This is a genomic window from Tardiphaga sp. (assembly GCF_025356345.1).
Taxonomy (GTDB): Bacteria; Pseudomonadota; Alphaproteobacteria; order Rhizobiales; family Xanthobacteraceae; genus Tardiphaga.
Genome location: NZ_JANXTC010000215.1, coordinates 1 through 12813, shown reverse-complemented (window position 1 = coordinate 12813; position 12813 = coordinate 1). Strand labels below are relative to the sequence as shown.

The window sequence follows — 12813 nt, the reverse complement described above, 5'->3', positions numbered from 1 at the left end:
ATTCCTATGCCGCTCCGCGGAGCCGGGACCGTATCAGGCAACAGCGTTTTTGGCGGTCCCGGCTCTGCGGCGCATGACGCCTCCCGCGGAGGCGCATTGCGCCGCGTCCGGGACAAGTGCCCTTTCTTCCTAGGAGCCCTTGCGACGAAGCAATCCAGTTCTTGCGGAGCTTGTGGCTCTGGATTGCCGCGTCGCTTCGCTAAGGGGAAAGCCAATTGGCTTTCCCTGACCTCGCAATGACGGGGGACGGGACACCGATTCATCTTTAGGTCATGATGCTCTAGAATTTGAAGACCGAACCGCAACATGGCATCCATGTGCTCGCTGACATCCCGATGGCCACGACCGGTTCGACAATTGTTTTCAAGGTTCTGAAATTGCAAAAGCCCCGGCGGATCGCCGGGGCTTTCTTGTTTCGCGCGACGTCAGAATACCGCGATGTATTTCAACAGCGAGATGACGCCAAGGATGATCACCACCACGCGGCAGATCTGCTTGGCGCGTCCGTCGATCGGCAGCAGGTTGATCAAATACAAAATGAGAATGACGACGAGAAACGTAATCAGAACGCCGACCAGCATGGAAAAACCCCCGGTTAAATGAGCACCGCCCGAGCGGCGTTGTGCGACATCATGTCAATGCCGAAGCCTGCCCCGGGTTCCAGTATCGGAACAAGTTAGTCTTCCTCTATGGCCGGTCGTTCGTACTTGGCGCGAACCGCGGGCGAAGCCGGTGACATATTTAGCGCCGCACCGCGCTTGTCGGCGCCGCGCCCGGTCACCATCAGACCTTCCGCGCCGGCGACAATGTCCCCCTTGCGCAGCGTCGGATCGCTTTCGATGCTGATCGGAGCCAGACCGATCTGGTCGTTGCCGTTGCAGGTACAGCCGGCCACCAGTTCAGTCCGATACTTGAAGGCATTCGGCAGTTCGGAATAGAGCTTGCCGGATTCGGTCTCGGCCTGGTCGATGCTGCTGCCATAAACCACCTTGGTCTCGCTGGCCGGGCAGAAATTATTGCACGACGCGGCGCGACTCTGGTTGTCCGTGGCGGTGATCGGAAAATAGCGACCATCGCAGGTCCGGACACAATAGGCCTGGCGTCCGCCGCTATAATTGCGCGGTCGCGGCTCGCGTTGACCTTCGAGACCGGGACCGCCATCGCCAGCAAACGGCAGTCGCACCATCGGCGGTTTCGAATTGCCCCCCATGCCGCCGAACAACGCCGAGAAAGAATCCTGCGCCCGCACGGACGGCGCGAGGCCCATCAGTGTCACGGCCGTGATAATTCCGACCGCCAATCGCCTGCCTGATATCGGGTTCATGATGGCATTCCCATTCCGGTTCAGTACAGCGACGAAGCCGAAAGGTTCATCGCCTGGTGTCGACTCGCAGCCGGGCCGCGCGGCACGTCGCGGGTGGCCTCGAAGCGTGGCGTGGCGCCGGTCTTCGGCAACACGATCACCCTGGTGCCGACGGTCACGCGGCTGAACAGATCGGTGACGTCCTCATTGGTCAGACGGATACAGCCCGACGAGACATACTTGCCGATCGTGGAGGCGTCATTGGTGCCGTGGATGCGATACACGCTGGAGCCGAGATACATGGCGCGGGCACCGAGCGGATTGCCGGGACCACCGGCCATGAAGCGCGGCAAATAGGGCTGGCGCGCGATCATTTCCGCCGGCGGATGCCAGTCCGGCCATTCCGCCTTGCGCGTCACGGTCTGGGTCCCGGACCAGGTGAACCCCTCGCGGCCGACGCCGACGCCGTAACGAATCGCACGACCGCCGCCGAGAACGTAATAAAGCTGGGTATTGGCGGTATCGATCACGATCGTCCCGGCAGCCTCGCGACTATTGAACGCGACCTCGGCGCGACGGAAACGTTCGGGCGTCGCCTCCGCGGTGCCGTCCCCATCAACCTGGGGCGCAACCATCACCTCGTCCGCCGGAAATCCGTTCTGGACCGGATTGGCATAGCTCATCATCTGCGCCGACGCGGTGGCGGACAAAGCAGGCGCGATCAACAGCACGGTGACGAGAACCAGAGCCTTGGCTACACCATGTGATGGATGATTTCCGGATGGTGCCTGCGACATGGTGAGCCCCGTTGATAGCGCATCGTGAGGATGACTACTGAAACAACCGCGTCAGCGAGTTTCCGTTCCGCCGCGTTTGAATTTGGCCGCCGCTGTCAACCATGTGCGTTTTCACATCTTCGCGACGGAACCTTCGACATGAATACCGGTTGTGGGCGCTCAGGCATGTGATCGATCCGATCGCCTTTTTGATGCCCCAACCAACGGAGTGGCGTGCCGATCATGGGTAGAATTCGCGCCATGCCTGAATCGAAATCGGGCGCCAAATCCGGCGGCCGCGGCATCCCGCTGCCGGACAGCAACGCCGAGCAGCCGCCGGTGATCCGGCGCGCCGAGGTGGTTGCCTTTACCCTGGTATCGCTGCTGATCATCACCGTGATCGCGGTCCTGTATGTGGCGAAGGCGTTCTTCCTGCCGATCGTCACCGCCTTCATCGTCGGCACGATGCTGTCGCCCGCCGCGACGTTCCTGGAGAAGCGACGGATTCCGCGCTCGGTGTCGGCGGTCCTGATCGTGACCGGCGTGTGTGGCGGCCTCGCTTTCATCGTCGGGCTGATTTCCTCGCCGCTGATGGAATGGACCACGCGCCTGCCCGAACTCGGCTCGCGGCTGAAGGACAAGCTGCATCTGTTCGACCGGCCGCTGGCGCTGTGGCAGCAGGTTCAGGGCATGTTCGGCGCCGAGTCGCTCTCCACCAGCAAATTCGAGATGCCAAAAATCGACTGGGTGCAGCCGACCGTGGAATTCCTGTCGCCGACCTTCACCGAATTCCTGCTGTTCTTCGCCATCCTGGTGCTGTTCATCGCCAGCTGGAAGGATTTGCGGCGCGCGATGGTGATGAATTTCGCCGACCATGAATGGCGGTTGCGGACGCTGCGGATTCTCAATGCGATCGAGACCAGCCTCGGCGGCTATCTGATGACCGTCACGATGATCAATTTCGGCGTCGGCATCGCCACCGGCCTGATCTGCGCGGTGACCGGGATGCCGAACCCGGCCGGCCTCGGCGCGCTGGCGGCGACGCTGAATTTCTTTCCGATCATCGGCCCGGTCGCGATGTTCATCATCCTGGTGGTGGTCGGCATCCTCAATTCGTCCACGCTTGGCGCCGGGCTGATGGCGGCTGGCGCCTTTGCCGGCGTGATCTTCATCGAGGGACATTTCGTGACGCCAACGATCATCGGCCGGCGGCTGCAGCTCAATGCGCTGGCGGTGTTCCTGGCGCTGGCGTTCTGGACCTGGCTATGGGGTCCGATGGGCGGCTTCCTCGCCTCGCCGCTGCTGATCGTCGGGCTGGTCCTCAAGGAGCATTTGATGCCGGTCAATTCCCCGCAATTGCCGCCGGACTAATCCAGCTTCAGCGATGGAACTTAAGCATCGGACGGGGCGTTTCTGCCCCATCTATTCCAGACCGAAGGGCTGTGAAATGTCGAGCACCGAAGCCGAAGACAAGATCAGAAACCTGCTGGACAAGGCCACGTATCAACGCCTCGAAAAGGATTTATCAGCCGTGAAGAACGATATTTCAGCTCTCACCGACCAGATCACCGATGCGCTCAACGCCTTCACCGGCGAGGCCGGCAAGCAGGCGCGTCGCGGCATCAAGCAGGCCCGCTCCCGCGCGGACAGCGTGATGTCGGACGTATCGGAGCGCGGCAACGCCGCCTATGATGCGGCGTGGGATCAGGCATCATCGCTGGAAGAATCCATGGAGGACGTCATCAGCCAGCGGCCGCTGGCCGCGGTCGGCCTGGCGCTCGGCCTTGGCATCCTGATCGGCGCGGCCTGGCGCCGTTGATGGCTGCGACGCGTTCAGCGTGAGTTACCACTGGCGGCGCCGCACGGCGTCGCCAGTTTTCGTGCACAGGCCAATTTTTCGGGGGACGACATGTTTCAGCGTATCATCGACGAATTCAAGGACAGCACCGGCACCACGTTGCGCATGACCTCGCTGGCCGCGCTGGTCGGCTTTGCGCTGTTCGTGACGCTGTCGTTCCTCAGCGCCGCCGCCTTCATCGCGGTCATGCAGCGCTACGGACTGATTGAAGCCTGCGTCACGGTCGCCGCGATCTTCCTGGTGGTGGCGCTGATCGGGGCGGCCGTCTACACCACGAAAAAGCGCCGGGCGCGGGAACGGGCAGAGGCGGCAGCCCGCCGCGCAGCGCGCGCCGCGGCCAGTGCGCCATTGATCGACCCGATGCTGCTGGCCACCGCGCTGCCGATCATCCGGGCGATCGGGTTGAAGAAGCTGGTACCTCTGCTGGCGATCGCCGGCGTGGCACTGGGCTATTTTGCCACCCGCAATGCGGCGGCTGCGGACGATGAAGAAGAGGATAATGATGACACGCCTGCCGAGGAGTGATCGACGCCATCACGCGATCAGGTCACGCAGCGGCCGGGCTGCAGTAATTTGGCGACTTCGGAGAGCACGCTGACCGGGGGTTCGCAGGCCACCGCCGATTTTTCGCCGGCCGCCAGCGTCTTCACGCTGACCGGGCTTGGCCGCACGACAATGGTCTCGGTCCTCACCGGGATCGGGGCGAGGTGCAACAGCACCGATGTCGCCGACAGACCCTGAACTTCGAACGACATGGTCTGGCCGCGCTCGCGGCCGGCCGAGTTGGAGGTCATCCGGTCGCCCTTGGCGGCGCGGTTCACGGCGCCCGCCGTCTCCTGAATGCTCGCGGTCTCAACCGCCGCCTGCCCGGCCACGCCGAAGGTGCCGCGCAGGTCGCTGCCGGCGGCATATTGAATAGCGCCGAAGGTGGCTATCGCCGCCATCACACCGACAATTCCGCTGGAGATCTGAGACATTTTCCGCCTCGCCTGCCCTATATGCGGCCATGATGTGGCCGCCACCATGAGAACGCCGACCCGGCCCAACGGTTCAAGGGTAACCATCACTTAACCGTGCGCGGTATTTTGCTGCTGCTGGCAGCCGCCAAAAAAAGGGCGGCTGCGAAAATCGCGGCCGCCCTGATGTCTCGCGCGATGGGTGATTTAGGAAACCGCCGCCTTGGCCGCCTTGTTGCGGGAATTGCGCTGGAAGAACAGCGCCTGGCTGGCAACGGCCGAGACCATCGCAGGCTGGAACGGCTTCGAGATCAGGAACGCCGGCTCCGGGCGCTCGCCGGTCAGGAAGCGTTCGGGATAGGCGGTGATGAAGACCACCGGCACCTCGAACAGGCGCAGCAATTCGTTGACCGCGTCGAGACCCGAGCTGCCGTCGGCGAGCTGGATATCGGCCAGGATCAGGCCGGGCTTCTTGTTCTTGGCCAGCGCAATCGCGTCGGCATGGGTGCGGGCGACGCCGATCACATTGTGGCCGAGGTTCTTGACCAGGCTTTCCAGATCCATCGCGATGAAGGTCTCATCCTCGATGATCAGCACATCGGTGGCGATCTCGGCGGCCATTTCGCGACCCGCGGTATCGGCCAGGGCGCGAACCTCGACGACATCGACATCGAGAACGAAGGCGACCTCTTCCTCCGAAAACCCTTCCAGCGACAGCAGCAGGAAGGCCTGGCGCGGCAGCGGGGTAATGTTGGAGAGACGTCGCTCCGAGGCCAGTGGCAAGGAAGTCACGTCGGGGTCGTCGTTCAGCGCGACCGAATTCCAGATCTGCGTGAAAAGCCGGAACAGCCCGGCCCGGGGGCCATGCTGCTCATCGAGCAATGATTGGTCCTGCAGCAGCGCTTCCAGCATGGCGCCGACATAGGCGTCGCCCGAGGCCTGATTGCCCGTCAAGGCACGGGCATAGCGCCGCAACAGCGGTAAATGTTCAGCTACAAGCTGTGATCGGGACATCCCCACTCCATTTTATCTGTTTAACGCAACAAGGTGAGAGAACGACAGCTCCCGGCTCCCCTGATGCGCATGTTTACGCGCCACCGTCACAAAAGTTCCATTGATCCGGAACTTTCACCGCGGCTCTGAATTAGCAACCGTAACACAGGCCGAGATGGCTTCAAAAAAGCAAAAAAATCTCGAATTCCATGGGCTTAACCCCTGGGGAAGTTGGAACGGGTCATGAAAGATGTGAAGCCAAAGCAGGGTGGGCTCAACGCCGAGATCCAGTCAAGGATCGGGCACCAGTTGCGCGCCATGTATGATGATGTGGTGCGCCAGGGCGTGCCCGACCGGTTCGCGGATCTGATCCGCCAGCTCGACGAGCCCAAGGCGGCCGATCCGGCCACGGCCAAAACAGACGGGAGGGACTGATGCCTCTCACCGATTCCCTTCGCGACGACATTCTGGCCTCGGTGCCGAGCTTGCGCGCCTTCGCCATCTCTCTGTCCGGCAATGGCGACCGCGCCGACGATCTGGTGCAGGAAACCCTGTTGCGGGCGCTGGCCAATATCGACTCCTTCCAGGTCGGCTCCAATCTGCCCGCCTGGCTGTTCACCATCCTGCGCAACCTGTTCCGGTCCGACTATCGCAAGCGCCGGCGCGAGGTGGAAGATGCCGATGGCAGCTACGCCAAGACGCTGAAGACCCAGCCGGCGCAGAACGCGCATCTGGAATTCGAGGAGTTTCGCGCGGCGCTGGAGAAATTGCCGCAGGACCAGCGTGAAGCGCTGATTCTGGTCGGTGCCTCCGGGTTTTCCTATGAAGACGCCGCGACGATCTGCGGATGCGCCGTCGGCACCATCAAGAGTCGCGTCAACCGCGCCCGGTCGAAGCTCAGCGCGTTGCTGTATGTCGATGGCGCTGATGATTTCGGTCCGGACAACACCGTCCGCGCCGTGATCGGCGGCAGCGGCGGCTGACACCGGCGACGCACGAATTGAAAAACGGCCACTTCGGTGGCCGTTTTTTGTGCCTCAATTTTGCCTCAAGACCCCGTACGTCAAACCACGTCTTGCGGCAAGTTTGTGGCAACGTGGCAAATCTGTGCAGGGGACAGCTAACTAGTTGACCGGCTTGGCCAAAGCCTCGGTGCGGTCGCGCTCGGTCATGTCGATCACGGTCTCCATCGGCGCGGTCAGCTCATAGACGTAGCTGACCTCGGTGAAGTAGCGCTTGGCCATACCACCAAGCGCTTCCGGCGCGACCCGGTCCAGCAACACCAAACCGAAATCGCTATCGGGCCGCCGCGTCGCTTCGCTGGTGTTGAATTCTTCCCAGCGAAAATCGAACGTCGCGCCCGGTCCGGCGCCCTTGATTTCCCAATGCGCCACGATGTGCGGATGCTTGCCGACCAGCGACAGCCCCTCATCGGAATGCGACGCCAGTTCGAAAAACAGCAGCGACAGGCTCTGCGCGGCGCGGGCGCTGACCACGACATCCGGGCCGGTGACGGCGATACGCTCGGCATGCGGGATGGCACGGGCCTCGAACAGGCCCCTCAGCTGCACGCCCTGCCACTGGCTCTCTGATAGCAGCGAGACGACGTTGGACATCGCGTGAATGCGGCCGATCAGCAGATCGCGGGCGACGTCGACATCGGCGCCATGGCGCAGCGTGCGCGTCACGATCGACTGGATCACCGCCAGGATGTTCTTCACGCGGTGATTGAGTTCGTCGATCACCACGGTCAGCCGGCGTTCGAAACCGATGCGAATCGCAACTTCCCGCCGCAGCCGTAGATTGCTGTAGGAGACGTAGCCGAACAGCCCGCAAATGATGAAGGTCAGCGCCAGGCCGATGCCGCCGACAATGATCGCCATGCGTTCGGCGCGAAGTGCCACATTGGTCTTCGGATAATAGCCGAGCGACCAGTCCCGTCCGCCAAAGGACACGGAGCGCAGGATCGCCAGCGCGGGCCCGTTCGGCACCAGCGCGCGGCTGGTGACCATGCCCTGCCCGTCCGCGACGAGTTCGTGATCTTCATGGCGCGGATCCTTCAGCGCCACGGAAAACAACGACATCTCGTCATTGGCCAGCATCAGGGGACCGAGTTCGTAGGAAAACGACACGAAGCCCGCGGGCATCGCATTGCCTTCCTGCAGCACCGGAGCCGTCAGCACCAGACCGATCGGTCCACTGGAGCTCAGCAGGCTGGTCGGGTCGGACGCCGCCGGCCGGCCCTCGGCCATGGCCCGAGCCAGTATCGGGCCCATATTCGGGCTGCCATTCAGGGAGCGTCCGGCAAGGCTTTCGGTCACCGAGTTGCGCGGCTCGACGTCCATCAACACGTTGACCGGCTCGCCCGTCGGCTCCGCGCTTAATGGTGAATCATCAAAATTGCGAATGGCGGGGTTGCGGAAGCCGGCGCGGGCCAACTCGGCCTGCGCCGCCGGCAACTCGGCGGGCTGCAGCCGCGCGATCCAGCTCGCGATCACGAAATCGGTCTTGAAGGCATAGATCGATGATCGCAGCGGCTGCAGCATATTGGCCTTGATCACCGACGGCGCCCGAAACAGGCCGGCGGCGACGCGGGCAAGCAGCTCGCGCTCGGTCAAACGTTCCTGAACCAGGCTGGCGTGGATATCCACGCCGCGCCCCAGCGCGATGTCGTCGAGTGCCAATTCCTGATCGTGCACACGATAGGCAGCGAGACCGGAGAGCAGAACTCCGATCAGCGCCAGAAACCCGATGATGAAACCCAGCCGGACCACACGGTTACTCGGAAATGGAATATTGCTGCCGGTTCAGCGGCCAAGATGTAGCCCAATCACGCCACGGCCCTTTTGTTCCGGGGGGATCGGGATTATTTCAACGTGGCTTTTACTCTACGTAAACGGCCTTAACAATTTTAAGGCCTTGCCGACTTTCAGGCCACGTTTCGGGCTCGCAGCCCGCCCTTGGTTTCGATGAAGGCGATGATGCGGTCGAGGCCGTCATGGGTCTTCATATTGGTCATCACGAACGGCCTGATGCCGCGCATCCGTTTCGCATCGGTATCCATCTTTTCCAGCGAGGCGCCGACATAGGGCGCCAGATCGATCGTGTTGATCACCAGCAGGTCGGAACGGGTGATGCCCGGTCCGCCCTTCGACGGGATCTTGTCGCCGGCGGCGACGTCGATCACATAGATGGTGAGGTCGGCGAGTTCCGGCGAGAAGGTCGCCGCGAGGTTGTCGCCGCCGGATTCGATCAGCACCATGTCGAGGTCGGGGAATTTGGCGCGCATGTCGGCGACCGCGGCAAGATTCATCGAGGCGTCCTCTCGGATCGCCGTGTGCGGGCAGCCGCCGGTCTCGACACCGGCGATGCGGTCCGCGGTCAGCGAGCCCGAGCGCACCAGGAATTCGGCATCCCATTTGGTGTAGATGTCGTTGGTGATGGCAGCGATGTCGTAACGCTCGCGCATGGTCTTGCACAGCAGGTCCATCAGCGCGGTCTTGCCGGAGCCGACGGGACCGCCAATGCCGACGCGCAGCGGACCGTGAAAGGAAGACATGTCAGTTGGTCTTTCGGTTAGCGCCAGTAGTCCGTAGCCCGGATGAGCGAAGCGATATCCGGGAACGCATGCGTTTTATCCCGGATGTCGCTTCGCTCATCCGGGCTACAACATCCTTCATGACCTGAAAAGTCTCGTATATTGCGTCTCATGGCGCAGGCTGGCGATGTCGGCGCGAAAGGTGGCGCCGCCGAGCTCGTCAAGCGAGGCCCGCAGGGCGCGGGTGCCGGTGGCGACGACCACGGGCTCCAGCGCGGCCAGCACGCGCTGGCTGTCGGTCTGGCCGAGCGGCACCAGCCGCGCGCCGGCGGAAATCCAGTTCGAGGTCACCGCATGGAAGAAGCCGTGCATGGTAGCGGAAAGCGGAATGCGGTGCGCGGCGCTGACCAGGCCGACGGCGACGGGATAGACCAGAGCGCCTTCACAGGCCGCGATCAGTCGCTCGAGACCGTTATGATTCCAGGCGCTGCGGGCGATCTCGATGAAGGCTTTGCCCTGCGACGAGGTCTCGAGCTGACGCTCTTTTGACGGCACGAAGGCCGCCGCCAGTTCGGCGATGTCACGCAGCGCGGCAACGTCGCCGACCGATGCGGCGCGGTGCACATGCGCGAGAAATACCCCATCACAGAAGCCGCTGCCGTCGGTCAGCATCGACGACAGCCAGTCCCGGAGCGTCGCGGCATCGACGATGTCGCCGGCTTCCACCGCCCATTCGATACCGCTGGAATAGGAGAAGGCGCCAACCGGAAACGCCGGCGACAGCCAGGTCATCAGCCGGTACAGCGCCGCGCCTTCGTCCGCGGACAAAGCCCCAGGCTCCGCCAGCGGCACGACGTCCAGACTATTTGTGGTCATGGGCATGGGAGTGGCCATGATGATCATGGCCATGATCGTGGCCACAATGCTCGTCATGAACGTGCGCTGCCGCGGGCTCGTGTTTCGAATGGTCATGCCCGGCATGGTCATGGGCGCCATGATCATGGCCATGATGGCCGTGGTCGTGCGTCTCGACCACCGCGGCATAGGCGCCGCCTTCCGGATCGAACGGCGCCTCGATGGCGATGACCCGGGCGCCGAGGCCCCTGACCATGTCCTCGATCACATGGTCGCGGCGAATTCGCAGGCCCTTGCCGACGATCTGGGTCGGCAGATGGCGGTTGCCGAGGTGCCAGGCCACGCGCACCAGATGGGTGGGATCGCTGCCGCGGATTTCGATCAGCGGCTCGGGGGCGGCGACCACCTCGATGAGACGGCCGTCTTCCAGCACCAGCGCATCGCCGCCGCGCAACGCGACGGCGTTTTCCAGATCGAGCAAGAATTCAAGCCCGCGCGTGCCGGTCATCGCCATGCGGCGGCGATGCCGGTCGTCAAAATCGAGCACGACGGTATCAACCGCCGGCTCCTTCCAGGGATACTGACCCTTGACGTCTGTAGCGCGGATCATGCTTGCTCTCTCAGAATTTCTCGACCTTGGCATCGCTGATGATCTCGATGACGGTCGGCGATACTTTCAACGGCGCGGAATATTCACGCCAGACTTTCATGTGCGGCGCCTTGCCATGGGCATTCAGGTCTTCGCGGCTTTCCCAGCGCTCGACCACCACGAACAGATTGGGATCGTGGATGCTGGTGTGGTTCTCATAGGAAACGCAGCCTTTTTCCTGGCGCGTGGCGGCGATGCATTGCTTGGCTCCGGTGATGAAGGCTTCGCGGCATTCCGGCTTCACCTGGCTGGTGGCGACGACATAGATCATGGGCGTTTTCCCTGTGCTTTTCTTGATTAGCGGATGGTGACATCGGCGGGGGTGATCACTTCGATCTTCGGCGGCGCGGTGAGGCAATTCACCACGACACGGCCAAAAGCGCGCATGTGGTCGCTCTTGCGATGCGGCTCCAGCGCTTCAGCGTTTTCCCATTGTTCGACGAACACCATTTTGGCGGGATCGGTGATGCTCTCATGCATGTCATAGGCGATATTGCCGGCTTCCTTGCGGGTCTCCGCGATGCAGGCGGTCGCCGCGGCAATCAGTTCGGCGCGCGATTCCGGCTTCACGGTCAGAGTGGCAACGATATAGATCAAAGCGAGTTCTCCCGGGTCGTGTTGTGGCACTGCGATGGCCGAGACGGACCTTACGGGGTTATGGCGCGGGGTTGAAGGGGACAACGGTGCCACGTTTCCCGGATACGGCGCGGCATTCTTATGCCGCTCCGTATCCGGGATGCCGGTGTCTCGACTGGCAGCCGGGACCCCGGCTCTGCGAAGCACCACGCCGCAAGAGCGGCGCAACGCATCGCGTCCGGGGCACGAGTTCCTCAAAACATGAAATAACGTTGCGCCATCGGCAGGACGTCGGCCGGGGCGCAGGTCAGCAACTCGCCGTCGGCGCGGACCTCGTAGGTTTCCGGATCGACCTCGATGTCCGGCGTGGCATCGTTGTGGATCATGCTCTTCTTCGAGATGCCGCTGCGGGTATTCTCCACCGCGTAGAGCGCCTTCTGAGTGCCTAGCCTGGCCTGCAGGCCGTTGGAAATCGCGGCGCCCGAGGTGAAGACGAAGGATGATTGCGTCAGCGCGCGGCCAAACGCACCGAACATCGGCTGGTAGTGCACCGGCTGCGGCGTCGGGATCGAGGCGTTGGGATCGCCCATCGGCGCCGCCACGATCATGCCGCCCTTGATCACCAGATCCGGCTTGACGCCGAAGAACGCCGGCGACCACAACACCAGATCCGCCAGCTTGCCCTTCTCCACCGAGCCTATCAGCTTGGACACGCCATGGGCGATCGCCGGGTTGATGGTGTATTTGGCGATGTAACGCTTGACGCGAAAATTGTCGTTATTGCCGCTGTCCTGCGGCAACGAGCCGCGCTGCTTCTTCATCTTGTCGGCGGTCTGCCAGGTGCGGATGATGACCTCACCCAGCCGGCCCATCGCCTGCGAATCCGACGACATCATCGAGAGCGCGCCGAGGTCGTGCAGGATATCCTCGGCGGCGATCGTCTCCTTGCGGATGCGGCTTTCGGCGAACGCCAAATCCTCTGCAATCGACGGATCGAGGTGGTGACACACCATCAGCATGTCGAGATGCTCGTCGATGGTGTTGCGGGTGAAAGGCCGCGTTGGATTGGTCGAGGAAGGAAGAACGTTTTTCAGGCCGGCGATCTTGATGATGTCAGGCGCATGACCGCCGCCGGCTCCTTCGGTATGGAAGGCGTGAATGGTGCGGCCCTTGAACGCCTTCACGGTGTCCTCGACGAAACCGGACTCGTTGAGCGTATCCGAATGCAGCATCACCTGGACGTCGTAGTCGTCAGCCACCGACAGGCAGGTGTCGATCGCCGACGGCGTGGTGCCCCAGTCCTCGTGCA

Annotated in this window: 17 protein-coding genes; 5 read left to right on the top strand and 12 right to left on the bottom strand. The window is 62.7% G+C overall.

Annotated features, from left to right (window positions below):
• Window positions 1–425: 425 nt before the first annotated feature.
• The 3 genes from Q0S16_RS13310 to Q0S16_RS13300 all read right to left on the bottom strand — a co-directional run bounded on the left by Q0S16_RS13310 (window position 426) and on the right by Q0S16_RS13300 (window position 2100).
• The gene (locus Q0S16_RS13310; protein ID WP_086937086.1) at window positions 426–581 is read right to left on the bottom strand and encodes a Thivi_2564 family membrane protein; all 156 of its coding nucleotides are present in this window, start codon (window positions 579–581) and stop codon (window positions 426–428) included.
• 95 nt (window positions 582–676) lie between these two features.
• Complete coding sequence (locus tag Q0S16_RS13305) at window positions 677–1324, bottom strand: DUF2865 domain-containing protein (RefSeq protein WP_295848950.1); 648 nt, start codon at window positions 1322–1324, stop codon at window positions 677–679.
• 20 nt (window positions 1325–1344) lie between these two features.
• The gene (locus tag Q0S16_RS13300) at window positions 1345–2100 is read right to left on the bottom strand and encodes a L,D-transpeptidase (protein WP_295848948.1); all 756 of its coding nucleotides are present in this window, start codon (window positions 2098–2100) and stop codon (window positions 1345–1347) included.
• Between the two features lie 240 nt (window positions 2101–2340).
• On the opposite strand from Q0S16_RS13300, the gene Q0S16_RS13295 reads away from it, so the two are divergent.
• The 3 genes from Q0S16_RS13295 to Q0S16_RS13285 all read left to right on the top strand — a co-directional run bounded on the left by Q0S16_RS13295 (window position 2341) and on the right by Q0S16_RS13285 (window position 4462).
• Entirely contained in the window at window positions 2341–3450 is a 1110-nt protein-coding gene (locus tag Q0S16_RS13295; RefSeq protein WP_295848946.1) for an AI-2E family transporter, read from the top strand.
• Window positions 3451–3526: 76 nt separating this feature from the next.
• Window positions 3527–3898 carry a DUF883 family protein gene (locus tag Q0S16_RS13290; RefSeq protein ID WP_295848944.1) on the top strand — a complete coding sequence of 124 codons (372 nt, stop codon included), beginning with the start codon at window positions 3527–3529 and terminating at the stop codon, window positions 3896–3898.
• Between the two features lie 90 nt (window positions 3899–3988).
• Window positions 3989–4462 (top strand): hypothetical protein, encoded by a 474-nt coding sequence (locus Q0S16_RS13285; RefSeq protein WP_295848942.1) that lies wholly within the window; start codon window positions 3989–3991, stop codon window positions 4460–4462.
• 17 nt (window positions 4463–4479) lie between these two features.
• Here Q0S16_RS13285 and Q0S16_RS13280 read toward each other — a convergent pair whose 3' ends face one another.
• Window positions 4480–4914: a hypothetical protein gene (locus Q0S16_RS13280; protein ID WP_295848939.1), complete on the bottom strand. Its 435-nt coding sequence runs from the start codon at window positions 4912–4914 to the stop codon at window positions 4480–4482.
• 186 nt (window positions 4915–5100) lie between these two features.
• On the bottom strand, window positions 5101–5907 hold the full coding sequence (locus tag Q0S16_RS13275; RefSeq protein ID WP_295848936.1) for a response regulator: 807 nt from the start codon (window positions 5905–5907) through the stop codon (window positions 5101–5103).
• Between the two features lie 222 nt (window positions 5908–6129).
• Here Q0S16_RS13275 and Q0S16_RS13270 point away from each other — a divergent pair, with 222 nt between their 5' ends.
• Together Q0S16_RS13270 and Q0S16_RS13265 are read left to right on the top strand one after the other, a co-directional pair.
• On the top strand, window positions 6130–6321 hold the full coding sequence (locus Q0S16_RS13270) for a NepR family anti-sigma factor (protein ID WP_295848935.1): 192 nt from the start codon (window positions 6130–6132) through the stop codon (window positions 6319–6321).
• Window positions 6321–6869 carry a sigma-70 family RNA polymerase sigma factor gene (locus Q0S16_RS13265; protein ID WP_295848933.1) on the top strand — a complete coding sequence of 183 codons (549 nt, stop codon included), beginning with the start codon at window positions 6321–6323 and terminating at the stop codon, window positions 6867–6869. The genes Q0S16_RS13270 and Q0S16_RS13265 overlap by 1 nt, the downstream gene beginning before the upstream one ends.
• Window positions 6870–7010: 141 nt before the next feature.
• On the opposite strand, the gene Q0S16_RS13260 is transcribed toward Q0S16_RS13265, so the two are convergent.
• From Q0S16_RS13260 to Q0S16_RS13230, 7 genes are all read right to left on the bottom strand, one after another.
• Entirely contained in the window at window positions 7011–8660 is a 1650-nt protein-coding gene (locus tag Q0S16_RS13260; RefSeq protein ID WP_295848932.1) for an HWE histidine kinase domain-containing protein, read from the bottom strand.
• A gap of 155 nt (window positions 8661–8815) precedes the next feature.
• Window positions 8816–9445, bottom strand: a complete 630-nt coding sequence (gene ureG / locus Q0S16_RS13255; RefSeq protein WP_295848930.1) for an urease accessory protein UreG — start codon at window positions 9443–9445, stop codon at window positions 8816–8818.
• 117 nt (window positions 9446–9562) lie between these two features.
• Window positions 9563–10306 carry an urease accessory protein UreF gene (locus Q0S16_RS13250; RefSeq protein ID WP_295848928.1) on the bottom strand — a complete coding sequence of 248 codons (744 nt, stop codon included), beginning with the start codon at window positions 10304–10306 and terminating at the stop codon, window positions 9563–9565.
• Window positions 10287–10889, bottom strand: a complete 603-nt coding sequence (locus Q0S16_RS13245; protein ID WP_295848926.1) for an urease accessory protein UreE — start codon at window positions 10887–10889, stop codon at window positions 10287–10289. The genes Q0S16_RS13250 and Q0S16_RS13245 overlap by 20 nt, the downstream gene beginning before the upstream one ends.
• 10 nt (window positions 10890–10899) lie before the next feature.
• Complete coding sequence (locus tag Q0S16_RS13240; RefSeq protein WP_295848924.1) at window positions 10900–11199, bottom strand: putative quinol monooxygenase; 300 nt, start codon at window positions 11197–11199, stop codon at window positions 10900–10902.
• Between the two features lie 26 nt (window positions 11200–11225).
• Window positions 11226–11525, bottom strand: a complete 300-nt coding sequence (locus Q0S16_RS13235; RefSeq protein ID WP_295848922.1) for a putative quinol monooxygenase — start codon at window positions 11523–11525, stop codon at window positions 11226–11228.
• A 233-nt stretch (window positions 11526–11758) separates the two neighbouring features.
• On the bottom strand, window positions 11759–12813 hold a 1055-nt coding region (locus Q0S16_RS13230; RefSeq protein WP_295848920.1), incomplete at its 5' end, for an urease subunit alpha.